Source organism: Cytobacillus firmus DS1, assembly GCF_000565285.1.
Lineage (GTDB): Bacteria > Bacillota > Bacilli > Bacillales > Cytobacillaceae > Cytobacillus > Cytobacillus firmus_A.
Genome location: NZ_APVL01000019.1, coordinates 41804 through 68555 on the forward strand (window position 1 = coordinate 41804; position 26752 = coordinate 68555).

Genomic DNA, 26752 nt, shown 5'->3' on the forward strand with positions numbered 1-26752 from the left:
TTGTATTTATCAAAAAAAGTGAAAACCAACTAACCCTGCCGATGCCGGGATTTTATTAAAAAGGAATTAAAAATGAAGGGAGAACTTGATGGAAAAAATCCTGGAAGTAAAAAAACTAACAAAACATTTTCAAGTGGGAAAAGGATTAGAATTAAAAGCGGTTGATGATATTTCGTTTGATATCTACGAAGGAGAAACACTTGGATTAGTAGGTGAGTCCGGCTGTGGTAAATCAACAATTGGAAGGACTATTATTCGATTATACCAAGCAACATCAGGTAAGGTATTTTATAAAGGAAAAGATGTGCATACGTTATCTAAAAACGATAAAAAAGATTTTCATAAAAATATGCAAATGATATTTCAGGACCCATACGCTTCATTAAATCCGAGGATGACGGTTGCAGATATCATTGCAGAAGGACTAGATATCCATCGCTTAAAAAAAGGGGAAGAAAGAAAAGAGGCAGTATATCAGTTACTAGAAACCGTAGGCTTAAAGCGAAAGCATGCTAATCGTTATGCACATGAGTTTAGCGGTGGCCAGAGGCAAAGAATAGGCATAGCACGGGCATTGGCAGTTGAACCACAGTTTATTATAGCGGATGAGCCCATATCAGCGTTAGATGTATCCGTCCAGGCACAAATTGTAAATCTTTTGATAGAGCTTCAGCAGAAGAAAAAGCTGACCTATTTATTTATTTCTCATGATTTATCCATGGTAAAGTTAATCAGTGATCGTATCGGTGTAATGTATTTAGGAAATTTGATGGAATTAGCAACTAGTAAAAGACTCAATGAAAACCCGCTTCATCCATATACTACTTCTCTTCTAAAAGCGATCCCGATCGCTGACCCAGCTATTGAGGAAGCTAAAGAAAAGATAACTATTTCAGGAGACTTACCGAGTCCAACCAATCCTCCCAGCGGTTGTGTTTATCAAACAAGGTGTTCTCTAGCAACAGAGATGTGCTTTCAGCAAAAACCTATTCTAAAACAAGTAGACAAACAGCATTTCGTAGCTTGCCATTTGGCTTGAAAAATTGTTTGAAAATTCGATATTGACAAAATATTAATCTGTTAATAAGATTAATATAATCCTTTAGTCATATAATCTAACAGAATTGTGAGTGTCTGCCCTATGGACGTAAGACCTGATTCAAGAATTGGAAGGAACGCAATGCTTTTAGCTCTTTTAGGTAATGAGAAGCTAGAACCTGTATTTATTAAAGATTTAAGGTTACAAGGTTATATATATTGTCAAGGTAAAACCGGCTCGATGGAAACTCAGAAGGTGGTTGCTGCAATAGAAACAGCTGCCAGGCAAAATCAAGTCATTGAAAAAGACTTATACCGTGAAACGCATGCTTTATATCATGCAATCATGGAGGCGCTTCATGGAGTTACAAGAGGGCAAGTACTACTAGGAACTGTATTACGAACCGTAGGATTAAGTTTCGCTGTAATAAGAGGCAAGCCATATAGTTCCGAGGAAGAAGGAGAATGGGTGGCGGTGGCCCTTTACGGAACAATTGGTGCTCCAGTAAAAGGTTCTGAGCATGAAGCAATTGGTTTAGGTATCAATCATATTTAAATTAGTCCATAGTGATTAAGTTATCAGGGGACTATATCATCAGATTTCAACTGTAGGAATCTGATGATATGGTCTCCTTTTGTTTTTATTATAACTTAAATCTACTACTATCTCACGGACAGTTAATTTACCAGAAGGGTGGAATAGTTTTGATCGAATTGACAGGAAATTCATTAACCATGGAAAAAGCATTTAAAATTATATTCGAAAATGAACCCATTTTTGTCCCTGATTACATTTGGGGTCAAGTAAATGCAAGTAGAAAAGCTGTAGATGATATTGTAGCCAACCAACAGGTAATATACGGGATTACAACCGGGTTCGGTAAATTTAGCGATGTTTATATACAACAAGAGAATGTAGAAGAGCTACAATTGAATTTAATTAGGAGCCATGCATGTGGGGTTGGTGAGCCTTTTTCTGAAGCTGTGACCAGAGCTATGGTATTATTCCGCATAAACGCTCTGCTGAAAGGTTTTTCGGGCATTCGAAGGGCGGTGATTGAATTATTAATAAACTTATTAAATTATCAAATTCACCCTGTTGTACCTCAACAAGGATCACTAGGTGCGAGTGGGGATCTTGCTCCTCTTTCCCACATGGCACTTGTTTTAGTGGGAGAAGGGGAAGTAATTTATCAGGATAAAAGAATGGAAACACTAGAAGTATTTAATAAAACTGGGCTACAGCCTATTTTTTTAAAAGCTAAGGAAGGGTTAGCGCTTATTAATGGTACCCAAGCAATGACTGCAATGGGAGCAGTTTCTTACATTGAAGCAGAAAATCTCGCATTGCAGGCAGACTATATCGCCTCGCTTACTTTAGAAGGACTTCAAGGTATTATAGATGCATTTGATGAGGACATACAAATAGCAAGAGGGTACAAAGAACAAATAGAGGTAGCCGCAAGAATCCGGCAGGTTTTACATGGTAGCCGGCTTGTAACAAAGCAAGGTGATCTGAGGGTTCAAGATGCTTATTCATTGCGTTGTATCCCTCAGGTCCATGGAGCAACATGGCAAGTATTGTCCTATGTTAAAGATAAATTAGAAATTGAAATGAATGCAGCGACAGATAATCCGCTCATTTTCGATAACGGTAAAAAAATTTTCTCCGGTGGAAACTTTCATGGGCAATCAATTGCCTTTGCAATGGACTTTTTGGCAATCGGAATGTCGGAACTCGCAAACATCTCAGAAAGACGAATTGAACGTTTGGTGAATCCTCAATTAAATGATTTACCGCCTTTTCTTAGCCCTGAACCCGGGCTGCAATCCGGTGCAATGATCATGCAGTATTGTGCTGCTTCTTTAGTTTCTGAAAATAAGAAATTAGCTCATCCGGCTAGTGTAGATTCTATCCCTTCATCTGCTAATCAAGAAGATCATGTTAGTATGGGTACAATAGCTTCTCGGTACGCATATAAAATTATTAATAATACAAGAAAAGTACTATCAATTGAATACATTTGCGCTATGCAGGCAGTTGAATATAGAGGTATTTCAAAAATGGCACCGTTTACTTACCAGTTATATGAATTCGGCCGAAATATGGTTCCATCGATTAAAAAAGACCGAGTCTTTTCAAAAGATATAGAGCATATGGCATCCAGGCTAATAGCTTCGGATTTCAAACAAAATATTTTTTGCAGGTAGAGAAAGCTGTATCAATAAAAAGGGGTTAGCTTTTGCCCATCCAACAAAAGTTTAACTAGCTTAAAGTATATTCCTCAAGTGAGGCCAGAATCAGATCTCACTGGCTAAAAGGAAAAACAGTTATCTAAAAATAGAGCATCTATATATAAGATTAATATAATTAAATCCCCCCTGTAAGAATGAAGTGCTTATCTTACAGGGGGTTGCTATATTAAGCAAAGATTTTTTATTCCGAAATTATAAAGGACTTAACCATTGAGACTTCATCCAATTTAATGGGGGAATGAGCTCCAAAATAAAATTGAAATCACAAAAAAGCTTCCTTTAATACGTTTGTAAGTAATTCAGAGCTTTCCATTGATTTTGTCATTTTTCTTTTCAGTAGATATATTGATCTTTTCGGCACAGCTATGTCTGTATGAAAGGGAACAATAACTACTTCATCTTGCTGGATCAAACGTTTAGCAACCGCATTGGGAAGAAAACCAAGTCCATTTCGTGTTTTCAAAAACTTTAATAAGAGTGAAACATGGTCAACTTGTAGATGGCAATCTTGATTAGAGGAAACTTCTCTAAACCATCCTGTAAATGTTCCACCCCAATTCAGATGTATATAATTGTAATTCTTCAGGTCCTTTCTTAAAACGAAATGATCAGGAATAGTAAAATTCGAGTCGGCAACCAGAACAAAGGAATCCTCAATAATTAGCTCCATAATGATATTTGCATGATTAATTGGATAGAAAACGATCGAGACATCGATTAATCCATCAATCATTTTTCTAATTAGGATATCGGAATGTTCCGTTACTAAGGTTAATGAGACTTCAGGGTGTGTTTGTTGAAAATTATCAATGGATTCAAATAGCACGTAATCCCATAATGCGTGCGTTGTGCCTATTATTAAATGATCTCTAAAGCCATTTTCTAATTGGATAGCCTTAAGTCCTTCATTGTTTAATTCTAATATCCTCTCCGCATAAGGGAGAAAAACATTTCCGGATTCTGTTAATTTTATGTTTCTCTTATCCCTTTCAAACAAGTCTTTTCCTAATTGCTTTTCAAGCATTTGGATTCTAGATGTAACAGTGGACTGTACAACATTTAGTATCTCTGCTGTACGGGTAAAGCTTTTAGTATTGGCAACAAATATAAAGGCTTTAAGCTGTTCAATATCCATCAGACTCCCCCTAAGATTAATTCAAAAACCAAATTACAGTAATTAAAAATATTCGTTTTACAAATAAATAGCTACCTATTAAGATTATCATATATTCAAATAATTCTAAATATTTTAAAAATCTAGGAGGGATGGGTATTGTGCAGACTTGGAATAATTCTGTGAAAGTCTTTGAATGCATCAAATGTAATCAGCAATTTTCTCCCAATGATTACTTTACAGGCTGCCCTGTGTGTTTGAAAAAACAGCAACCTTCAAGTCTCAAGTTTTTGTATGAACAAGACATGCCATGGAAAATAGACAAGTCAGCTAAAGGTATGTTTCGGTACGCAGATCGGTTACCCTACAAAACTTTTCCTACTCTTGGTGAAGGAGAAACTCCCATTATTAGTATGAACGGCCTTGAAAAGGAACTTGGCATACCCGAAATTTGGTTAAAAAATGAGGGGCAAAATCCTACTGGATCCCATAAGGACAGGATGAGTCCACTTATCGTTGCAAGAGCTGCCTCGTTGAATCGTTCGACGGTTATTGCTGCTTCTAGTGGGAATGCTGGTGCATCATTGGCAGCTTATGCAGCAGCTGCAGGATTACGTTGCAAAATCGTGACAACCCCTAAAATTAACGGACCGTGGGAAAAAGCAATTCGTCTTTCTGGAGCAGAAATTATTAAAGTCCAGAATTCATTAGAAAGATGGGAGACAGTCCGGAAGTTGGTGGAAGAAGAAGGTGACTATCCAGCTACGAACTACAACATTCCCCCAGTGGGTAGCAATATGTTTGGAGTTCAAGGGTACACAACGGTGGCATATGAAATCGTTGAGCAATTGAGAGAATGCCAACCTACTGCTGTTATTATACCTTGTGCAAGAGGGGATCTACTTTGGGGAATTTGGGAAGGATTTGTTGAATCGCTGCGGCTAGGATGGATTGAATCCATACCCCGTTTATATGCGGTAGAACCTTTTCCCCGCTTGGCTCATGTTCTTCAAGGACGCGATTACAGAGAGAAATTTAGAGGCGATTCAAGACTATTACCTTCTATCGGAGGAGAAACGGTTACGTACCAATCTTTAGATGCAATTAAATCTTCGAGAGGAGACGCTATAGTAGTTACCAATACTGAAGTTGAAAAGGCTCAATGGGATTTAGCTAAAAGAGGGATTTTTGCTGAAGGGTCAGCAGCTATAACATGGCCGGCTGTCTCAAAACTGGTCAAAACAGGCAAGATTGATGAAAATGACCGTGTTCTTTTGATGATTACATCACATGGATTTAAAGGAGTGTAATTGTATCAGGTTATTAATACTATTTTAGCAAGCTTATTCTAAAGGGGGAACAAGGGGTGAAATTAGCAACCAAAACGCTTATTGCTATTATGTTAGGAGTCCTGGCTGGATTATGTTTAAGCATCTTTTCTCCAAATATATACGGAATATTAAACACCTATATTTTTAGTCCAATCGGTGAATTATTCATTAAAGCAATAAAAATGATTGTCATTCCGCTTGTATTTTCTGCAGTTGTTTTAAGTATTACCTCAATTGGAAGTCCAAAGAAATTAGGACAATTGGGAGGGAAAACAGTTGCTTTATTTGTAGTGACCACCATGATAGCCTGTACCATCGGAATTACAACTGCAATCATAATTGGACCCGGTAAAAACATTGTAATCCCTGAAACTTCATCTATATTACAAGATGAAGACCATAATGACCATGGTGCTTCGTCAACTGACACTTTAGAAATACCAACATTGAAGGACACAATTTTAAACATTATTCCAAGTAATCCCTTTGAAGCTTTTGCTTCGGGAGATATGTTGCAAGTCCTAACATTTTCTATATTTTTCGGATTTGGATTGGTACTTCTCGGCGATAAGGCAAAGACTATAAATCAGTTTATTCATCAGCTTAATGAGCTAATGATGAAGCTTGTTCAAATTATTATGAAGGTGATCCCTTTCGCGGCTTTCTCACTTGTTGCTACATCAATGGGCACTGCAGGCTTGGAGCTTGTTGGATCAATGGTAAAGTATCTTATTGTTATTGCTGTGGGATTAATTGTTCATGTGTTAGTTACTTATAGCTGCATGATATCTCTCTTTACAAAGTTTAAGCCTATTCATTTTTTTCATAAAATGACACCGGCCATTGGGACTGCTTTTGCAACAAGCAGCAGTGCTGCCACACTCCCTGTTACAAAAAGCTGCTGTGAAAATGACCTCAAAATATCTCATGATGTAAGTTCTTTTGTTCTCCCTCTTGGAATGACTATAAATATGAATGGTGCTTCTTTAAGTCATGGAGTAGCTGCCGTTTTCGTCGCACAGCTTAATGGGATAGATTTAGGTCTAGCTCAATATTTAACAATTATTTTTATATCTTTATTGGCTTCAATAGGTGCACCTGCAATACCAGGAGGCGGAATAGTATCGCTATCAATGGTTTTCCTCGCAGTAGGCTTACCGATTGATGGGGTAGGAATTGCAATTATTTTAGGTCTATTTAGATTGGTTGATATGGCATTAACCTCCGTAAATGTACTCGGAGATGCTGTTTGTGCAAGTATAGTGGATAAGAATAAAGGAAAATCCAGTGACGTTATCAATCAGAATTTTGTGTCTTAATTCAGCAAGTTCCATAGGCTAACCTCTTTTATACCGACACAAGGAAAAGGAACGGTGACTTTTACAGGGATATGAATATGATCCTCTGTCCTGCAAAGTTAACCTATTTTGGTGTGCATCGATAAGTAAAAAATTAACTACATTTATTTCAATTAATCCTTTTGGACCTTAATGGCCCAAAAGGATTTTTTGTAAGCAAAAAAAACCTAGCCAGCGTTTGTTAATTTATCGAATAGGACCCTAACGAAACAGTTATAACTTCATGCTTTTACTTATATTGTAATCGAACTATCTAGATATTAAAAAGGATTTTCTTCATCTCCATACTTTCTCAAAACAAATGTGCAATAATATTTTTTTCTGTAATATAAAAAGGAGGATTTACATGTTTAAATAAAATTCATTAATGCTTCTAATCTAGTTTTGTAAAACGAAATAACACTATTTGAACATTATAACGATAGAACGGAGATGTGTATGAAGTCAAAAATCTACTTTACGCTATTTGTTGTCAGCTTTGTAATAATGGGACTAGAAATGACCGCTACAAGACTGATAGCACCTTCATTTGGTAACACAGTTTACACATGGGGAATAATTATATCGATTTTCCTGATTGGATCAAGTGTAGGATACATAGTAGGAGGATATCTAGCTGATAAAGCAAACATTCGCGAAATCATGTTGTTTATATATCTTTTTGGTATTCTTTCGATAGCCATTATTCCATTGATTAAAACTACGCTTTTTCCATTACTTGAATCACTTTCAAGTACCCCCGGTACTACGCTCGGTGTGCTTTTGCTTTATTTAATTCCTAATTTTCTTCTAAGTGTAATCGGGACTGTCCTTATGAAGGATGGTATAGGAGAATTGGCAAGTGGAAAAGTCATTGGTAGCTTACATTCAGCATCAGCGATCGGAAGCGTTCTTGGAACAATTGTGACAACTTTCTGGCTAATACCCTGGACTAATATCAACTCCATTATTGGCCTTCTAGCTGGCCTGGTATATTTAACAAACATTATTTATTGTGATACTAAAACCAAGATGCAAGGATTTTTATTAATTATCCCTGCACTGTTTATTGCTCTTCCTTTTCTTTTAGTTGGAGAGAAATCCCAAGACATTCTTTTGAAGAAGACAAGTCTTTACCATGATATTTATGTATTGGAAAAGGATTTCTATCAAGGGAGAGAAGGAAGATTCCGTTCACTCACCTTTGGCAATAAAACTACTATTCAGGGAATGATGGATATGAATCAACCTGACAAACTTCTCCTTGATTATTCAAAAAGCGTGTGGGAGATTTCTAAAACATTTTCTCCAGAGAGTAAAGAAGTCTACATGATTGGCCACGGTATTGGAACATTAACACGTAAGTTTGAAGATACCAATAAAAATGTTCTCGTTGCGGAAATCGACAAAGAGGTAGTAGACGTCAGCCGCCAATATTTTCAATACAATGGTAATAGTGTAGAGATAGGTGACGGGAGAAAAATTCTAAAAGAGCAGAAAAAAAGATTTGATCTCATCTTTTTGGACGCTTATAACAATACAACTCAAATTCCCTTTCATTTAATTTCAAAAGAGTTCTTTGAGCTAACAAGTGAGAAGTTAAATAATAATGGTATTTTAATTATTAACGCAATCGGCAAACAGAAAGGAGATTTGCTGATTGAATCAATGAATAGCACTTTAAAATCAGTTTATCCCTATGTTTACATCTATGGGAGAGAAGATGGAAAAGGAATTCAAAACTTTACAATTATTGGAAGTAAATACCCGATTGAGGATAAAAAAATAAAGGGCCATAACTTGATCAAAGTTGGAAAAGGGAAAGTAATTCTAGATAGCGACACGAAGTTAACTAACCTAAATTAATTTTATAATTCCTAGCTAGTAATTGTCATATTAATATACCCAAGAATAATAAAGAATGTAACAGATATAATCATCCAACAATAACAGAAAGCCCTTAGGTTTTTTTATTTTTTCAGTGATGACTATTAATAAAAGAGCGACATAAGTGAAATTTTTTTGTTACCATGAGAGAAAAAATAAAAAAAGCTGGTGGAAAAATGGGGAAAACAATTTTAGTTGTAGATGACGATCATGATATTGTACGGCTAATTACAGAAAGCTTAAAATTTGAACAGTTTTATACGATACAAGCTTATTCTGGAAAAAAGGCTTTGTACTATTTGAAAGAAAACAAGATTGATTTTGTTGTTTTGGATATCATGATGCCGGAAATGGATGGTTTGGAAGTTTGCCGGAAAATTAGAAGTGAATACAATATCCCCATTCTGTTGCTAAGTGCACGCAGCAGGGATATGGACAAGATTATCGGACTGGAAATTGGAGCAGACGACTATATGACGAAACCTTTCAGCATTCAGGAGCTTACCTCACGGATAAAAGCTCATTTCAGAAAGGTTGACCGTTTGCATCAGGAATGGAATGGCATTATAAAGGAGAAGGAAGTGAAGTTTCTAAATTCAAACTCGCCTCTTGTGTTAAATGACAAGACTTATGAAGCTTTTTTAAATCATCAAAAGTTAGAGTTATCGACTAAGGAATTTCAAATTTTATCCTTTCTGAAGAATCATCCCAATAATGTCCTCACCCGTGAACAAATTTATGATAGCGTCTGGGGAGACGAATACGGAGATTTAAACACCGTCACCGTTCATATAAAAAATATCCGAAAAAAGATTGGCGTACAGCACGATTTCATCAAAACCGTCTGGGGTGTTGGTTACAAATATATTGAAGGGAATACATCAACATGAAGCTAAAAACCAAGCTTCCATTACTATTTCTCTTCATATTTCTTCTAACGCTTCTGCTGATTGCTGCCTTTTTTGTCTTTTATATAAAATCGTTATCAGCAGATGAAGGACACGTATGGCTAGAAAATATATTTAGTCCGGTTCATTTTCAAATGCTCTTACTTCTAAGTATTTTAATGGGCTTGTTGTTTGTTGTTTTAACAGTATTTTTTCACTTCAATATTACTAAACCCATCCAAGCACTCAATTTAAGACTAAAAAAAGTAAATATTGGAAACTCCCGAACCCCCTTGCATTCAAGAAGGAAGGATGAAATCGGAGACCTGTATAATCATTTTAATGAGATGGAAGAAAGACTATATCAAGCCCATAGGGAACAGGTTGATATGATAGCAGCTATTGCTCATGATTTGAAGACTCCATTAACTACAATAACAGGTTTTGTTGAGCTTCTCTCTATACAGAAAGATCTGACAAGAATGGAGACACAGGATTATTATGAGCTTATTATGAAAAAAACAAAACACATGGTGGAGCTGATTGATTCTTTCTCAATGTATACTAAGAATGAGGCAATGTTTGAAACCATAGCTATGATACCGATAGCAGCTCATAAGTTGTTTGACACTATATCATCTGAATATGAGACCGAGTTATCTAGCTTCGATTTCAGGCTTACATGGAAACATACTTTTAACCCGAACCAGCTCATTAGTATCAATGAACACATGATACGGCGTGTATTTGGAAATCTTTTCAGTAATGCTGTAAGATACAGCAATAGTAATGAACTTCATGTCTATTTGACCGGTTATGTACAGGAAGGTTATGCATACTTTCTAATAGAGGATAATGGCGTTGGAGTGCCTAATCAGGACCTGTCTTTACTGTTTCGTAAATTTTACACGGTGGATAAATCTAGACAAATGAGTAATGGCGGTTCTGGACTAGGTCTAGCAAGCTGTAAATTAATAATTGAACATCATGGCGGTCAGATTCATGCGTTTCATTCAAATCATGGGGGATTGGGAATCCGTTTTTCACTCCCACTATCAGTATAGGAATGTGTTCTGAAAGACTTTCAGTTGAAAAACTGAAGGTTTTTTTGTTTAAATTCCACTTCATAATTCTTTATATTTTTTCATAACTTTTTTATTTTCTTTTTATAGGAGTTTTAGTTTTCTTTTTTACAATAAGTCTGCCAGGATCCTATAGAGCTTTAAAGGATTTTACAATAAGTATTTGACCAATTAACTAAATAGGAGGAAACCCCAATGAATAACTTATCAAACTCCAATCACGACAATGGCGGGAAGCAAGCTAAGGAGCGGCAGCCAGTTATGCCACGCTGGGTAAAGGTATCATTAATCATTCTTATAGCTCTGCTCCTGCTTTTTGTCATCATAAACATCACAGGCATAGGAGGCAAGCACGGACCTATGCGGCATTTTGGCCAGACACTGCCCACAGAACAAATGGAGGCACAACAACCATGACAATGAAGCCTGGACTCCGGAAGTTCGCCCTCACCGCGCATGTCACTTGCTCTGTTGGCTGGATTGGAACTGTTATTGCGTACATAGCTTTAGCCATCGCTGGTCAAATCAGCCCGGATATCCAAACGGTACGTGCCGTTTGGATCGCGATGGAATTGATCGGATGGTACGTCATCGTCCCGTTGGCGCTCATCTCGCTACTCACTGGAATTATCATGTCACTCGGCACCCCATGGGGTCTTTTCCGTCATTATTGGGTTATATTCAAACTTTTACTAACGGTATTTTCTACGTTCGTCTTGCTCCTTCATATGCCGTTAGTGAGCTCCTTGGCACGATTGGCAGAAGAAACGGATCCTACAGGTCTGAGCAGGCTACCGAATGAAATATTTCATCCCGCTGGCGGCTTGCTATTGTTGCTGCTTATCGTGACATTGTCGGTGTACAAGCCGCGGGGTATTACCCCATATGGTTGGAAAAAGCAACAGAAGCAGCATAACCATTTGTAGAAGCAGAAGCCCCCTCTATAGCATTCGGTGCAGCAGCCAACATATTTTAAAAAAAGAATAACCTAAACTGAAGAATGGTTTTGATGTTTAATTGACAAATTCCTGTTGAATATTGTGATTACCCTTAGACAAACTGTTTTTATCCTAGATATTTGTTATATAATTAAAAAAAAGCATGGAGGTTTTTAGACGTTGAATACTAATGCGGAACAAATAATAACTGATCTTTTAATTAAAAAAGTTTCACCTTTTTTAATTGTTTTATTTGGTTCAACCGTCAATGGAAACATCCATAGAGAGAGCGATATTGATATTGCTTTTTTAAGCGATGAAAAAAACTTAGATAAATATGAATTGTTTATGATCGCTCAAGAACTGGCCGCAAAACTAAACCGAGAAATAGATTTGATTGATTTAAGTAAAGCCAGTACGGTTTTTCAAGCTCAAATTGTCCAGACAGGTAAAACCATCTATTGTACGGATGAACGAAAAAAGGAGGAATTTGAGTTAAAAGCATTAAAGATGTACGTAAAGCTAAATGAAGAACGTTCTGAGATAATAAAAAAGATAGATGAAAGCGGGACCATATATGAAAAGTGATGTGATTCTAAACAAAGTAAGTATTATCGAACGTTGTATTAAAAGAATACATGAGGAATACGATAATAACTCGAAAAACCTAGAGAATTACACTAAACAAGATTCAATAATATTAAATCTTCAGCGGGCTTGTGAAGCGAGCATTGATCTAGCCATGCATATTATTGCTAATAAGAAGCTAGGGCTTCCGCAAAATAGCCGGGATGCATTTTCGATATTAGAGAAAGAAGGGATTCTACAAGCAAATCTATCTCAAAAAATGAAAGCTATGGTTGGTTTCCGAAATATTGCAGTTCATGACTACCAAGAAATTAATTTAGAGATATTAAAAAAAATACTTGATGATCATTTAGTTGATTTTTTTGAGTATACCAAAACAATTTTAATGTTTTAGCTTATTCTACAAAATACTAAATTAGGTTTTACTACAATACTGAGTAAATTAGTATATTAAATCCTCTCATGACAAAGTCAAGGGGATTATTTTTTTGTTGTTTATAACATAAAGGTACAATCATGGTTAAAATGAACTCACTAAAAGAATAAGATGTTTGCTCTAGCATGAATTAAGGAAAGAGAACAAGAAAGGTTTTTTATGTGAGGATATTTTAAGTTTTTTCTACATTTTAATGGGTGAATGGGTGAAGCGGTGTATCATCTGGTTTATTTAAAATGAATCTTGAAGGGGTAAAATATCTAATGAAAAATAGATTATTTAAAGGAGTGATAAACATGCAAAGAGTTCAAATAGAATTATATTCAAGACCAACTTGACTGGATTGTAAAGAAGCGAAGGAGTTTCTTTCGCAGAACGGTATTAAATACATTGAATATGATTTAACCCGGAACCCTGATAAAGAGGAAGAAATGAAAAAAAGAACGGGCTCTCGCATTGTGCCTGCTTTTGTTATAAGAGATACAAGACTCCTAAGTATTATGAAACGTCCTAAAATTTTTATTGGTTTTGAAGTGAATAAGGACAAAATTATTCAGTTACTTAAAGTGCAAAGATAAATTTTAAAACAGATAAGAGTGTGGAAGGAGTTCCGCTGACAACATGCAGCTGAGACTAATCCAAGATTTTGGGCATACTTGTAAAGTGATGAAATAGTGAATTTGAGAAACCAGACTCAAAAGTTAATTCCAAAAAAATACAATTAATGGACTTTCTTTTTTATGAAAGTCCTCTTTTTAATTATCAAGTAAGGCCTTTTTGAGGGTTTTGTAAAAATATATTCCGAATAGTAAAACCTCGATTACACCACCCAAGTATTATTAAGTAAACCAGCATAATTTTTAATTTAATGAACCTATATGCCAAACACCTATTTTTAATCTTAATAAAAAAAATCCTTCACATACTATAGAGGGGTATAGTATTATGTGATTAAAGGGAATGTTGATAAATTCAAAAAGTCTTGAAGAATTTATTTAAATCGAGAAATGCTAAGAAGTTGCACTGACTAAGACTCAATCAGCTTTAAATAGTGACGCTTGTGATTTTCTATAGAGCATGTAATAAAGACTTATGTATTAGAAAAAAATCTAGAAGGTGATTGAACGCTTTCCATTGTTATAGAGGTTAAATAAAAAGGGAGAACCAGGGGGAATTCATATGAACTTAGATGGAGTTAGCAAACATCTATTAATTTGCAACGGGAAAACATGCATGAAAAATGGAGCTGAAGAAGTAACAGAGACCGTTAGGGGAGAATTGAAAAACTTAGCGCTGCAAAAGGAGATTCATACAACAAAAACATTATGTAACGGCCAATGCAAACATGGTCCTATCGTTGTTCTATATCCAGATGGAGCCTGGTACAAAGAAATGAATAAAATTAAAAGTGAAGAACTTATTCGTCAATTAAAAGAAGAGAGAACTGGTAATTTAAGTTCTAAACTTTACTACCATGATGGAAAAACATTTAAGAAGGATGAAAGTGAAATATAACATTAGACTAATTCATCGAAAAAGCGTTGCTGTAAAACAGGACGCTTTTCTACCTTTCAGTGACAATTACACTTAAGTAAAATCTATGGCGGTATTTTGTTTGTTCAAAACTAGTAACCGATTAATTGTTTAGTTGTTTATAAGGGAAAAGAGAGATTTTTAGTAACCCCCTGGATAAATGCAAAATTGCTGGTGCTCACGTTAATGAGGATTCTTTGTTAACAGAAGGGGAGCGTATAAATTCAAATCTCAGCCTTAAACTATAACTATTCGTATAATATTATTTAACCATACTAAAAGGTTTCTATTAAAACGCTTCAAACCCCTGATGTTATTGGGTTCGAGGCGTTTTTTATTTTTGGTAGAGGAGAAAGAAAGTGCGATTAACGCTACTCAAGTTGCAATTACTTTCAATAAAGCTGTAGATGCTAAATCATTATTCGCTGATGGCGTTTCTGGTTCTTTTAAGTCTGGAGTAGTTTCTATCCGTTCTATTGATTCAGTAACTGATGGAACACTTACTGGGGAACTTAGCCAAGATGGAAAAGTCTTAACAGTAACTTCAACTCAACTATTCGAAAAGCGCTATGATGTAGTTGTTGACAAAGTAAAAACTACTACTGATAAAGACGTTGAAAAGTTCAGCAAAATTATCTCTATTGATAAAGATGTAACTGCTCCAACAATTCTTGGAACAGAGCGTGTTACTGCTACTCAAGTAAAAGTGAAATTCTCTGAGCCTATGGCAAGTGCAGGTTCTACAACATTTAAACTTGCTGCTGATGGTCAAGTAGTTACAGGTATCACTGGTCAAGGTACGTTAGTTGACGGTGGTAAAGCAGTAATTCTTGACTTAAGTAGTTCAAGTGTTCCTGTAAACAAGGATATTGTTGCTACAGTAATTGGTGCAGCTGATAAAGCTGGAAACTTATTAGCTACTAACCCTGCAACTGTAACTTTCCAAAAGGGTGATAAAGATGGTGTAGCTCCAACTGTATCTTCTGTAACTCAAACTGGAGCAAAAACATTTGAAATTAAATTCTCAGAAGTACTTGTTGGTGAGCCAACTGTTTCTATCGATAACGTTCCTGTTAACGCAGCAAATGTAGAAATTGATACTACTGATAAGACTAAAGTTAAAGTTACAGCTCCAAGCGTACTTGATGGTGATAAAATTATTACTGTTACTGGTGCGGTTGATGGAAGCGGCGAAGTTCAAACAACTACTAACCGTGTAGTTAAGTTTGTTAAAGATGCAGTAGCTCCAGCACTAGTATCTTCAGCTGTTGTTGTTGATACTACTGACAAAGCAGAGTACCTAGAGTTCACTTTTGATAAAGATGTAAATCTATCTTCTGCAACTGTGGATGCAACTGGTTCTTATGTTAAGAACTATGTTACAAGTACAATTGGTGCAGGTGATATCGCAGCAACTACTGTTGATTACAAAGATGCTGCTAAGAGCAAAAAAGTTATCCGTGTGAAACTTGCTACATTACTAGGTAATAAGAGTGTAGAAGGTGCACAATATTCTCTAGACCTAGCGTTCTCTGGTGTTACTAGTGATGCTACTGTTGCAATTACAACAGGTAAAGCTACATTCACTCGTGGAACAGATGGAACTCTTGCGAACACAGATGTTGTTGCACTTGCTACTGTGAATCCAATTGTTCAATCAGCTACTGATAACAGCACTTTAGTTGTTACATTTGATAAGAATGTTGATGCTGCAACTGCAACTAATACTGCAAACTACATCGTTGGTGGAGCGGTAGTTGAATCTGCAACAGTAAATGCTACAGATTTAACAAAAGTAACTCTAAAGTTAAAAGCTGATTCAAACACATTCTCAGGTGTTCGTAATGTAACAGTTCAAAATGTTAAAGCTGCTGGTTCAACTGTTGCTATGACTACTACTACTAAGACGGTTGACCTTAAAGAAAACGTAGCTCCAACAGTTACAGCTCAACTTCAATCAGACTTAAAGACAATCAAGCTTACATTCTCTGAAAATGTATATCAGGCAGCTGCTAATACAGTTGACTTTGGTGTATTTGTAGGTACTGACGCTTACAAGTGGGATCATGATACTGATGCTGCAACTCCAGAAGTTGCATTTGAAAAAGATTCAGGTCTTGCTACTGATGTAGCTTTAGCTGGTAATACAGTTAATATCGAATTACCTACTACAGTTACTGCTGAGCAATTGACTAAGGGTCTATCATTAAAGGCACTTGCTTCAATTGATGTTAAAGATGCTGCGGGTAATAAGCTTTCTGTACCAGCTAATATCTCAATTTCCAATAACTAATCTTTACTATCCTGAAACTCTAGTAAAGCTCTGTGAAGGAAATCTCTGAAAATAAATAATTTTTGTTTTGAGGAAGAACCTCAAACTAGGCGGAGACGTCTTGTTTGAGGTTCTTTTCTTATATTAAGGAGGAAAAATGTATGAAAGAAATGATGTTAAACAAAATTAACGAAATTATTAAAAGACAATCTATGAGTGAATGGGATCCAATAATAAATGAATTTGAGTCTGAGAAAAGAAATTTAATGTTAAATGGCAACTCCTTGGGTGCTATGAACGATGAGGATGTAATTTATAAGTTCACGGTATTTAGTGTGGTCGATTACACTAATAAGCCATTTGTTTGTATTATTCTTGGTAACCATCAAAGTGGTCAATTTAATTTTATGATTATTCCAACCTTTTCTTTAGAAAAAGTAATGAATGAAATAGTTGAACTAGTGGTTTACCTATTTCCATTTTCTGAGGACAAAAGAGAAATAACCAAAAAGATCGTGTTAGATTTCTTAAAGGCTTTAGAAAAATTTAAAAAAAATGAGAGAGATCACATTGGTCCCTATCCAGAATATTAGTAATGAAGGAAACTTTATCTAAAGGTTTCGGTATTTTAAGGTCAGACAAAAAGAAAGATATGTCCTTTCGATAAAAGGTGCTATTTATGTTTGGAACTTCATAGCGAAATGCGATAATCTCATGAATGAAATTAAAAAAAATCTATATAATAAAAATGATATCTTGGATATTAACAAGATCCTTAATCTGGCGGCAGCTAACATTAGTACAGCAGGTTTTCTTATAGAGGTAATCCTATCACATTGTGACGATGCAGGGATTACTTCTTTTTCTTTGATGGGTTCAAGATTTTTACGTTTCAATTGCTGCATATGCTGCGAATAAAAGATGGAAGACTATTAGCAGACTTCTAGCCTTTCAGTTGGATTATATTAATAATGAAGAAACTGGGATTATTATTATATGGATGAAAGGTGCACTCGATGTTGGTGTTATAAAATACAAGATGAGTAAGTTAGCAGAATACATAAATGGAATACAAGAAGAACTACACCAAGCAGGATTCAATCATCTTAGATTTTCAGCGTGCTTGTGAAAAGGAGGCAAAGATATCGCGATGCATATTATTGCTGTTAAGAAGTTAAAGATCCCGCAAAATAGCCTGGATACCTTTTGGATATTAGAAAATGAAGGGAATGATGGATTATTATCCTTATATAAGCCTCAGCAAATTGATATAGAATTAAATTATTTGGATACATTTTGTATATATAAAGGCTATAAAGAATTATTAACCTCATATTTAGAGGGCTTAACTGTATAGTAGGAATACAAAAAGGTGAACAAATTATTATTCTGCTCACCTTTACTGACTCATAAATTTGATATGGATTATAACGTACAGTTACATTTTTAATTATTTTTGATGCTTTTACATTAGGTATGGATTAGTAATTCATTTTGGTATTTACATTCATTCATTATATTTATAATAGTATTGTAATTCGGGAAGCGCTGTAGTAGTTCTTTGTCACCAATAATATAAAACTCTTCTTTTGCACGTGTTGCCGCAACATTTAATAAATTTGGCTCTTTACATGCCCACTCTGCGGCGCCAATTTTTGATGCGTCTGTACCTGTTACAAAGTATACTATATTAGCTTCTTTCCCTTGGAATGTGTGTACTGTTCCAATGTTTTCATCTATCCAAGAATTATACCACTTCTTAAAGTCCTTTGCTGCTTCTTTATAGGTATTTTCTAGTTTAAAGGCATTTTCATCATTACCCTGCACAATAATAGATGTATTCAACCAATTATACATTTTTTTAAATAATCCAGTTTTTATTCCTTTTTTCAATTCATTTTTGACAGTTGAAAAAGGTGTAATAACATAGATGCTTGGATTAAAAAACTTTCCATTTTCAAATTGTTGTATCTCTTCTAACAGTTCAAGCGTGGATCTTTTATTTTTTAACTTATAGTATTTTTCAATTAATTTTAAGCACTGTTTTTTATTTGTTGACCAATTATCGTTGATTTCTTCGTTATTCGTGATGATTTGTAATAATGTTTTTATGCTTTGTCCATCATCCAGTTTCATTTGAATAGAATCTAATAATTGTTTTCTTAAAACATTTGCCATATGACCTTTTATGTGTTTTATTAGTTCATCTGTTTGCTCAGGGACATACTGATCAACTTTTACGATTCCTTGGCAAGATAGCCATTTACCTTCACCAATTTCTTTTTTTGCAAGCACCATTTTACCGTCATAAGCTAACTTGTTTCAAATCGAAAACATTGGTTCAATACAGCGCCTATGGACCCATAATGGTATACCAATCCATTTTCCTTGAGTAACATACGTACCAAGTTGGTTTGCACGATCAGCGATGGATTGCACTGAGCTTTTAACGTTAAATACCTCTTCGTCAATTTGATAAATCTTACGTATATCCTCCAGAACTGATGGATGTATAGTTTGTACTGGTTCAATCTGCAGTGGATCGCCGACAACTAGCACCTTTTTTGAGCGCCACAAGGCACCAACAGCTTGCTGAGGAGTCGCTTGCCCGGCTTCATCAATAAATAAATAAGAAATAAAGTCTTTAGGCATTCCTCTATACATAGAGGAGAAACTTGCAAATGTTGTACTTACTACTGGGCAAAAACAATGTACTGTGTGCCACATCGCTTTTATAGCTGCTATTCCAGATTCATTATTAATATTCACATCATTTCTATTTTCTAGTAAAGATAAAGCAGCCATTAGTTTTGCGAAATTCATAGATAGGAAGTGGCGTAAAACTGTTAATGCCTTTAAGAACAGAACTGAACGCATTTTGTTTAGTGTATTTGTTTGGTAAAGCACTTTTTGCTGGCGGTGTTCATATTGTCCCAGTGTATTCTCCCAAAACAAATCATTTGAAACAAGAAAATCTTCCGTTTCGTTTTCAATCAGGCCATCCTGATATTCAACAGAGTCAGCAAGGCTTTGACGTATTTTCCTCACTTCTTTATACAATGATTCAAATTCATCACATGCATTTATCCAATCATCTTTTTTCTTTTGGGGGCTTCTCTTATCATTTATTAAATTCTTAATAACACTAAAATCCTCACCTGCTAGTAATGAGGCTGCGTTTTTAATATTCTCTCCTTTTCCGAGAGGTATAGAAAACATACCCCAGGAATCTTCCCCGGCAATTTTTTTACTAATTGCACTTGCGTACTTTAATGGTTTAAGCTCTTCTTTGAATTCTTCAGCTATTTCCTTTGTCTTAGGTAAATCTTTAGAGATATTTTCAACAGCCGTATTATTACTTGATGCAACAACAGCAGCATATTGTGAAATTGTTGGATCAAGGTCATATACAAATCTTTTTACAATCTCATTTTCTTTACTAAATGGATTTTTTATTTCTACAGTATATTCAGTCCTAATTAATGCTGCAGAAGGATCCCGACGGAAAGGTATCATTGCTAAGGCTTTTTTTATAACAATTTCTGCGAATATATCTTTTAATAATGTTGTCTTGCCAGTTCCAGGCGGACCATTAACAGAGCTAATCGGATTTGATGTAAGAAAGAATTCATTCACTGCTACTTGCTGCATTAATGATAATCGATGATTAATAGGTGATGGCCATCTGCCCATCGGAGTATTTAAAGGATTTAGGGACTTTTCAATAAATATTCTATTTTCATTAATATCTATTTTTCTTGCTGGCTTTGATAAATAGTAGCGAAGAGTATTGTTTAAATCGTTTTTAGCCGTTAATATATCTTCCGAATAAAAACTATTAAATTTCTGAGTACTCTCAGTTTCGTTTGTTACTACTAATAATTCAAGGTAATGGTCATTTATCTTACTATTAGGTGGTATTGAAAAATTTCGTTTAAATTCATCAATAAATTGTGCTAACCAAATGTCAGATAGTTCTCCACCATTTATACTCTTGGCTTGCACATTTAAATAATCCTTAGCATCTTCATATTTTTCAAAGAAATTATCAACAAGAGAATTTTTATTGTCTTTAGCTAGTTTTATGTATAGATTTACCTGTGGAATAAATAGCGAATCCTTAATATATTGGTTATTTTCATCAAACTCAACATAAAAACCGTAGCAAATCTTCATTGATTTATTATGAATTTCATCTTTAACCTTATGCATATCCCTTTGAAATTTTATTAATTCATGTTCTAAATAACAACTTCCATAAACCCCTACTTTGCGTTTCATTTCTTCCTTTTTAAATTGAATATTTCTCCATTCGTTAGGTATGTTAGTTTGGCCATTGTATATTTTTTGTATTTTTTTGATTTTTGCTCCCGTATATTCACTACTGAGGGAAACATTTATCTTTGGTAATTCTCCGGGGACTAAAGTTTCACTATGCCACAAGGCTTCTAAAATTCTTCCCACTTGATTCATATTTTTCTCCTAAAATCTACTTTAAAATAATTAAGAACTTCCAATTATTAATATTATAACAAAAAATTACAAATGGAATTGTTAACCCCTTATATTTTTAAGGATCTAAGTTGAATGGATAATATAGATAAAATTTTTAATTTTATTAAAAATTAAAAACTGGTAAGGTATAATAGAATTGGTAAAATATGAAAGGGGAGTCACGGATGCTTCTTACATTGATCCACCTTACCGACATACATTTAAACAACTTTAATAATCCTTTACTTTCAAAATCCCATGCTTTATGGAAGGCCTTAAAAGCAGAAGTTCGCCATTCTAGTAGAGTAGTGTGTTGTGTATCTGGTGATATAGCCCAAAGCGGAAATGAAGATGAATATTTCAGTTATGCCATACCATTATTTGATAATATTAAGAATGAGATAAAAAAAGAAGTAAATCTAGATTGTGACTTTATTTTTATACCTGGAAACCATGACTGTGATTTTAGTAATAAAGAAATAAACGGTACAAGAGAGTTGCTTATGAAGAATATGGGCCATACGGATTTAAATGCCCATACAATTGAGACAATAAAGGTGCAGAAAAATTTTGAAGATTTCCAAGAGTTATTTCACTCATCATGGAAATATTGTGAAACAATGTTTAAGGGGCCTTTATTGGAGAAGGTAAAAATGAATGTGGGAGAGAAAGAAATAATATTTAATTTATTTAATTCCTCGTGGATATCCACACTTCATGAGAATCCGGGACAAATGTATTTTCCTGTTACTACTTATAAAGAAACTATGTTGGATCATATTGGCGATATCAATATAACTTTGGTACACCATCCTGATCATTGGCTCGAGCCGAATAATAGAAGAGAATTTAGAGAGTTATTAGAAGAAACATCAGATATTATTTTAACTGGTCATGAACATCAAAGCACTCTTGGAGTTTTAACGAATTGGGATAGTAGGAGAATTCAATATATTGAGGGTGGTGTTTTACAAGAGCTAGCTGACCCGAATTCTAGTTCATTTAATATAATACATTTTAACTTAAATGAGAGTAAACAAAATATAATTGAATATACATGGGGAACTGATCATTATTCAGCTACTAAGGAGACAGGATGGCAGGAAATCCCTGCAGTTGGTACAGTGAAAAACTCACAAAGTAATGTACTTGAATTGGATCATGAATTTTCGATTTACATTAAGGATCTTAGTATACCTTTAGCTCATCCTAGAAAGACAAATTTAGAATTAAATGACTTGTATATTTACCCAAATGTAAAAGAAATTTTATTTCAAAAGAGACAAGATGAACTAGTAGAATATCATGATTTGGAGGGAATTCTATCTGGGATTACTCCACAGTGTCATTTTGTATTTTCTGGTGATAGAGAATCAGGCAAAACGTCATTAGGAAAAGTCATATTTAATTATTTTTACAATCAGAAAGAAAAGTTCCCATTGTTAATAGATGGATCTAATATTACTCCGGGTAGGTTAAATGCAATAAATAGGATAGTAGAAGATGGAGCATCAAAAAATTATGGCGCTGATAGAACAGATTATTATGTCCAACTAGACAAGTCTGAGAGAATATTAATTATAGATAATTGGCAAAACACTTCTCTAAATGATAAATATAAATCAAAGTTTTTAGCTGAAGCTGCAAAATGGTTTGATAATATCATCTTCCTAGCTGAAAAAGGGTCGCGAATAAGGGAAATAGTTCTTTTAATTTCTGAAGACTATAAATCAGACTCATATATTATAAGAGAGTTTGAAATTCAAGAATTAGGTTTTGAAAAAAGAGAGGAACTTATTGGTAAGTGGGTTACTTTGGGGCAAGAGGAAACTTTAGAAACAGAAGAGTTCATAAGGGTAAAAGATAGATATGAAAAGGCCATTAATTCGATAATAGGCCAAAATTATGTTCCCACTTTCCCTTTATATATATTAATAATACTTCAAACCTTGGAAAGTGGGACACCACATAACTTTGAAAGAAGTACAAATGGATATTATTACGAAGTGCTAATTAAACAGTCACTAGGTAAGATACAGCTTTCTAATGAAGAAACTGATAAAATGTATAATTATTTGACCGAATTGGCTTATAAGTTTTTCACTGAAAATATCTCTACATTGGATGAAAATAATTGGAGGCTATTCCATGAATACTATAGAAAGGAATATGCTTTAACTCCTCAACAATTTAGTTTTGATGAATTTAAAATGAAATTTTTGAAATCGAAAATATTTACTTCTTATAATGAAGGGTACAAATTCTCTTATCCTTATCTGTATTACTATTTTGTTGCGCAGTTTCTAGCTAAGGATATTCAGGAAGAAGATTGTAAAACCATTGTTTCTAGAATGTGCTCTAATTTATATCAATCAGACAATGCCCATATTATAATGTTTCTGACTCACTTATCAAAAGACCGTTTTATTATAAAAAAAGTAATTGAATCGGCTAAAGGAATCTTTGATGATACACCATTACTCAAACTTGAAGATGATATTGGAGCAATAAATAACTTAATGGATCATATACCTAGAATGGTTGTTGGGAATATTGATGTTACTACAAACAGAAGGCTGGAAAACCAAAGAAAAGATGAAATGAATAGAGCCTTAAAAGAAGAGAGCAACAGAAATGAAGATTTATCTGATGAAGATGTAATAGGGGAAACAGGGATAGAAATTGCAAATGAAATTAATAAAGCTTTTAAGATGATCGAAATAATTGGCCAAATTCTTAAGAATTACTACGGTTCAAAAAAAGCCTCGGAAAAAATGGAATTGTGTTATGAGGCATTTAGTGTAGCTTTAAGGCTTAATAACATGATCATACATACATTAAAGGAGGATCAAGATTCACTAATCCGCTATATTACTGCTATAATCAAAGACAATGGTTTAGAGAATGATGATGAAAAAATAGAAAAGAATGCTAAAAGGATTCTATATACTATGGCTACAGCAATAACCTATTCTACAATGGAAAGAGTTTCATTGTTCCTTGGAACCAGTAATTTAGATGAAATTTTTAAACATGTAGTTGATGAAGCTATTCCTTATACGTCCTCGAGGCTGATTAACACCGCAATTAAATTAGAGCATTATGAGAAATTCCCTTTTGAAGAAGTAGCATCTTTTTATAAACAGCTAAAAGATAATAAGATAGCAAAAGACTTGTTAAGGAATATGGTAGGTAAATATCTTTATATGTTTGAAACAGACTATAAAGAAAGACAACAAATATGTACATCTGTTCAGATAGAATATAATCCTCGTGTACTTATTGCATCAACAAAAGGGGACAAAAAATTTAAAAAACAGATTAAGTAACGATGTTTATATAAAAGATGTAAAGTTTAAAATAAAGTAGCGACTGTTATAAAAAAGGTTCATTAAAAATCCTGTGCTGTATAGGGTACTTTAGTCCAACAAGAAAATCATATACCGATACTCAGTAAAATGGCGCTGTTTCCATATTAGGAAAGGCGCTATTGCTTTGTTTCGAACCTGATTGCAGAACAAGAGTGTTGTAGGAAACTAGAAGTTAATGGATAATAATTAATGAGGAAAAATGGTTAAAGGAGAGGTAGGTATGTCTGAAATAGAGGAACAAAAAAGTGTCCCGGATACAATTTTTATTAGCCATGCTAGTAAAGATCGTGAATATGTGAAAGAACTAGTGAATTTATTAACCCCCTTAAGCATTCCAAATATAATATGTAGCTCATTACATGGATACCATATACCAAATGATGAAGATATTTATGAGTATTTAGCTCAAAATCTCAATAGGAACGGACGGGTTATATTTATATTATCTAAAAACTACTATGAAAGTGCAGCTTGCTTAAATGAAATGGGAGCTTGTTGGATATTGAATAAAAGTTACACAACAATTTTGGCTCCTAACTTTGAGTATAAAGAATTAAAAGGTGCTGTTAATCCAAATCAAATGGCATTTAAAATAAACGATGAAAATAGGCTTTGTGACTTTATTGAAAGCATTAAAAGGGAGTTTAATACAACGGGTTTGCCAACAATGCAATTAGCTGAATTAGTTAAACTTACTATTCAAAATGTAAATCATATTGCCTATGATGAAAAAGTTAAAATTGAGAATGCAACTTCTAAAATAGAAAGCTGTAGAAACAGGAATGGTAAGTTAGAAGTCGCTTTAAGAGTAATTAATCCCACCCAAGAAAGAATTAAGATAGACTCTATCATTTTTAATTTTAAGGACGATCAACAACACACTTTAATAGTAGAACAAAAGAACTTAGATTTGTTACTTTATAAAAATGAAAATAGAATTTTTCATATTGAGTTAGATTATGGGGATAGTAATTACAATTTATACCGTTCAGTAAGTCGAGATGTTGAACTACGTACATATTTTGATGCATGGTAGGAGGTAATTAAAATGAAGGTATATTTAAATACTGAGCAAGAAAAAATGCGAGATCACATACAAGATTTATATAATGAGGCTATGGAATATTTTAAAGGAAAATCATCCGATATTCCCTCGGAACGCATGGAAGAAATAATAAATGAAATGGGAGATCTATGTCATAAGCTGCATATGCAATTAAATCCTAAACCTAAACATCACAAATATATGATTGAAAACAGCGGTATGCAACCGGAAGATCCTAATTTCTATTACCATGTTCATACGGTAGAGGACTTGTTGAAATATTTGAAAGACCCACATGCAAATGATGACCCCGAAGATATTACTTTAAATCAAAAGTTTGAATTTAGAGTATATACTAGAAGATGGGGTCATTACGATCTGTATCAGATCACACGTAATAAGGATGGGTGGTTTATTTCTCATTTATCTCATAAAGGACAGGGTGGAAAAAATGCAGAACCTGTATTAAGTTATATATTAAGGCATGATAGTGTTTCCTATCCTCAAAATCTTCCAAGGATTATGGAAGATATTTGGATTAGAGCTGAAGATGAAGGACTAACAAAAGAACAAGTTCAAGAGATGTTGAATCAAGTAGCAGAATGGGTAAGTATTGTTGAAAAAAGTTATCCGGATAATATCGCTAGATAAAATCTATAAATTACCCACATTAAAAAATTTTTAGCTTTGTCAAAAACGCAGGAAATATTTATGCTGATAAGGTTCTTTCGCTATCAGATACCAATAGTACAGAAGCAACGTATTGGCGCTGCTTCTTCTTTGTTAAAGCATTTCTGGTAAAACGTCTGTTTGAGCATTTCGCTCAGTTGATCGGAAAGATTCTACTGGCGATCCATGGGTCTTATTTGGTTGGGCGGATTTTCTTATCTATGCCAGCACCAAACTATTTTGTTTTCAAGAAGACCTTTCTCTGGATGACACGATCTTCTAACATATAGCCCTCTTGTTTGAAGCTGAAAAAATCCCCTTTGGAGTTAACAATTAAGTGATCCAATAATGGAACTTCAAGGACTAATCCTGCTTTTAGCAAGGATTCTGTTATATTGAAGTCTTCTTTTGATGGTTTTATGTCGTTGGAAGGGTGGAAAAGGACATGTTTTGTTCAGACATATTCGGTAACTC

Annotated in this window: 23 protein-coding genes and 1 pseudogene; 20 read left to right on the forward strand and 4 right to left on the reverse strand. The window is 34.4% G+C overall.

Features of this window, described 5'->3' with window-relative positions:
- Window positions 1–88 precede the first annotated feature (88 nt).
- From PBF_RS19840 to hutH, 3 genes are all read left to right on the forward strand, one after another.
- Window positions 89–1039 (forward strand): ABC transporter ATP-binding protein, encoded by a 951-nt coding sequence (locus tag PBF_RS19840; RefSeq protein WP_035332189.1) that lies wholly within the window; start codon window positions 89–91, stop codon window positions 1037–1039.
- Between the two features lie 102 nt (window positions 1040–1141).
- Window positions 1142–1594 (forward strand): hut operon transcriptional regulator HutP, encoded by a 453-nt coding sequence (gene hutP, locus PBF_RS19845; RefSeq protein WP_035332196.1) that lies wholly within the window; start codon window positions 1142–1144, stop codon window positions 1592–1594.
- Window positions 1595–1773: 179 nt separating this feature from the next.
- Complete coding sequence (hutH, locus tag PBF_RS19850) at window positions 1774–3249, forward strand: histidine ammonia-lyase (protein ID WP_430515288.1); 1476 nt, start codon at window positions 1774–1776, stop codon at window positions 3247–3249.
- Between the two features lie 307 nt (window positions 3250–3556).
- Here hutH and PBF_RS19855 read toward each other — a convergent pair whose 3' ends face one another.
- On the reverse strand, window positions 3557–4429 hold the full coding sequence (locus PBF_RS19855; RefSeq protein ID WP_035332199.1) for a LysR family transcriptional regulator: 873 nt from the start codon (window positions 4427–4429) through the stop codon (window positions 3557–3559).
- Window positions 4430–4560: 131 nt separating this feature from the next.
- Between PBF_RS19855 and PBF_RS19860 the strand changes: the two genes are divergently transcribed.
- From PBF_RS19860 to PBF_RS19920, 14 genes are all read left to right on the forward strand, one after another.
- Window positions 4561–5718 (forward strand): threonine synthase, encoded by a 1158-nt coding sequence (locus PBF_RS19860; RefSeq protein WP_035332201.1) that lies wholly within the window; start codon window positions 4561–4563, stop codon window positions 5716–5718.
- A 56-nt stretch (window positions 5719–5774) separates the two neighbouring features.
- Window positions 5775–7058, forward strand: a complete 1284-nt coding sequence (locus tag PBF_RS19865; protein WP_019380928.1) for a dicarboxylate/amino acid:cation symporter — start codon at window positions 5775–5777, stop codon at window positions 7056–7058.
- A 477-nt stretch (window positions 7059–7535) separates the two neighbouring features.
- Window positions 7536–8942 (forward strand): fused MFS/spermidine synthase, encoded by a 1407-nt coding sequence (locus PBF_RS19870; RefSeq protein ID WP_035332203.1) that lies wholly within the window; start codon window positions 7536–7538, stop codon window positions 8940–8942.
- A 197-nt stretch (window positions 8943–9139) separates the two neighbouring features.
- Window positions 9140–9853: a response regulator transcription factor gene (locus PBF_RS19875; protein WP_035332229.1), complete on the forward strand. Its 714-nt coding sequence runs from the start codon at window positions 9140–9142 to the stop codon at window positions 9851–9853.
- A complete protein-coding gene (locus PBF_RS19880) occupies window positions 9850–10914 on the forward strand; it encodes a HAMP domain-containing sensor histidine kinase (protein WP_035332205.1) in 1065 nt (354 codons plus the stop codon). The genes PBF_RS19875 and PBF_RS19880 overlap by 4 nt, the downstream gene beginning before the upstream one ends.
- A gap of 213 nt (window positions 10915–11127) precedes the next feature.
- Window positions 11128–11349 (forward strand): hypothetical protein, encoded by a 222-nt coding sequence (locus PBF_RS19885; protein ID WP_035332208.1) that lies wholly within the window; start codon window positions 11128–11130, stop codon window positions 11347–11349.
- Window positions 11346–11858, forward strand: a complete 513-nt coding sequence (locus PBF_RS19890) for a hypothetical protein (protein ID WP_051488956.1) — start codon at window positions 11346–11348, stop codon at window positions 11856–11858. Before PBF_RS19885 ends, PBF_RS19890 begins: the two co-directional genes overlap by 4 nt.
- Before the next feature lie 192 nt (window positions 11859–12050).
- On the forward strand, window positions 12051–12458 hold the full coding sequence (gene mntA / locus PBF_RS19895; RefSeq protein ID WP_035332210.1) for a type VII toxin-antitoxin system MntA family adenylyltransferase antitoxin: 408 nt from the start codon (window positions 12051–12053) through the stop codon (window positions 12456–12458).
- Window positions 12448–12852 (forward strand): type VII toxin-antitoxin system HepT family RNase toxin, encoded by a 405-nt coding sequence (gene hepT / locus PBF_RS19900; protein ID WP_035332212.1) that lies wholly within the window; start codon window positions 12448–12450, stop codon window positions 12850–12852. The genes mntA and hepT overlap by 11 nt, the downstream gene beginning before the upstream one ends.
- Before the next feature lie 380 nt (window positions 12853–13232).
- Window positions 13233–13472, forward strand: a complete 240-nt coding sequence (locus tag PBF_RS27085) for a glutaredoxin family protein (protein ID WP_081757328.1) — start codon at window positions 13233–13235, stop codon at window positions 13470–13472.
- Window positions 13473–14073: 601 nt separating this feature from the next.
- Complete coding sequence (locus tag PBF_RS19905) at window positions 14074–14409, forward strand: (2Fe-2S) ferredoxin domain-containing protein (protein WP_019380938.1); 336 nt, start codon at window positions 14074–14076, stop codon at window positions 14407–14409.
- A gap of 358 nt (window positions 14410–14767) precedes the next feature.
- A complete protein-coding gene (locus PBF_RS19910; RefSeq protein WP_051488957.1) occupies window positions 14768–16720 on the forward strand; it encodes a hypothetical protein in 1953 nt (650 codons plus the stop codon).
- Between the two features lie 140 nt (window positions 16721–16860).
- Window positions 16861–17292, forward strand: coding sequence for a hypothetical protein (locus PBF_RS19915; RefSeq protein WP_035332213.1), 432 nt, complete (start codon window positions 16861–16863; stop codon window positions 17290–17292).
- Between the two features lie 557 nt (window positions 17293–17849).
- On the forward strand, window positions 17850–18056 hold the full coding sequence (locus PBF_RS19920; protein ID WP_035332215.1) for a hypothetical protein: 207 nt from the start codon (window positions 17850–17852) through the stop codon (window positions 18054–18056).
- 113 nt (window positions 18057–18169) lie between these two features.
- On the opposite strand, the gene PBF_RS25565 is transcribed toward PBF_RS19920, so the two are convergent.
- Window positions 18170–18997: an AAA domain-containing protein gene (locus tag PBF_RS25565; protein WP_051488958.1), complete on the reverse strand. Its 828-nt coding sequence runs from the start codon at window positions 18995–18997 to the stop codon at window positions 18170–18172.
- 24 nt (window positions 18998–19021) lie between these two features.
- On the reverse strand, window positions 19022–21172 hold the full coding sequence (locus tag PBF_RS19925; protein ID WP_051488959.1) for an AAA domain-containing protein: 2151 nt from the start codon (window positions 21170–21172) through the stop codon (window positions 19022–19024).
- Window positions 21173–21378: 206 nt separating this feature from the next.
- Here PBF_RS19925 and PBF_RS19930 point away from each other — a divergent pair, with 206 nt between their 5' ends.
- From PBF_RS19930 to PBF_RS19940, 3 genes are all read left to right on the forward strand, one after another.
- A complete protein-coding gene (locus tag PBF_RS19930) occupies window positions 21379–24522 on the forward strand; it encodes a metallophosphoesterase (RefSeq protein WP_035332217.1) in 3144 nt (1047 codons plus the stop codon).
- 262 nt (window positions 24523–24784) lie between these two features.
- A complete protein-coding gene (locus PBF_RS19935; RefSeq protein WP_035332219.1) occupies window positions 24785–25600 on the forward strand; it encodes a toll/interleukin-1 receptor domain-containing protein in 816 nt (271 codons plus the stop codon).
- 12 nt (window positions 25601–25612) lie between these two features.
- The gene (locus PBF_RS19940; RefSeq protein WP_035332221.1) at window positions 25613–26260 is read left to right on the forward strand and encodes a hypothetical protein; all 648 of its coding nucleotides are present in this window, start codon (window positions 25613–25615) and stop codon (window positions 26258–26260) included.
- 253 nt (window positions 26261–26513) lie between these two features.
- Here the strand turns inward: PBF_RS19940 and PBF_RS27225 are convergent.
- A pseudogene (locus PBF_RS27225) lies at window positions 26514–26705 on the reverse strand (JAB domain-containing protein); the annotation flags it as partial.
- Window positions 26706–26752 lie beyond the last annotated feature (47 nt).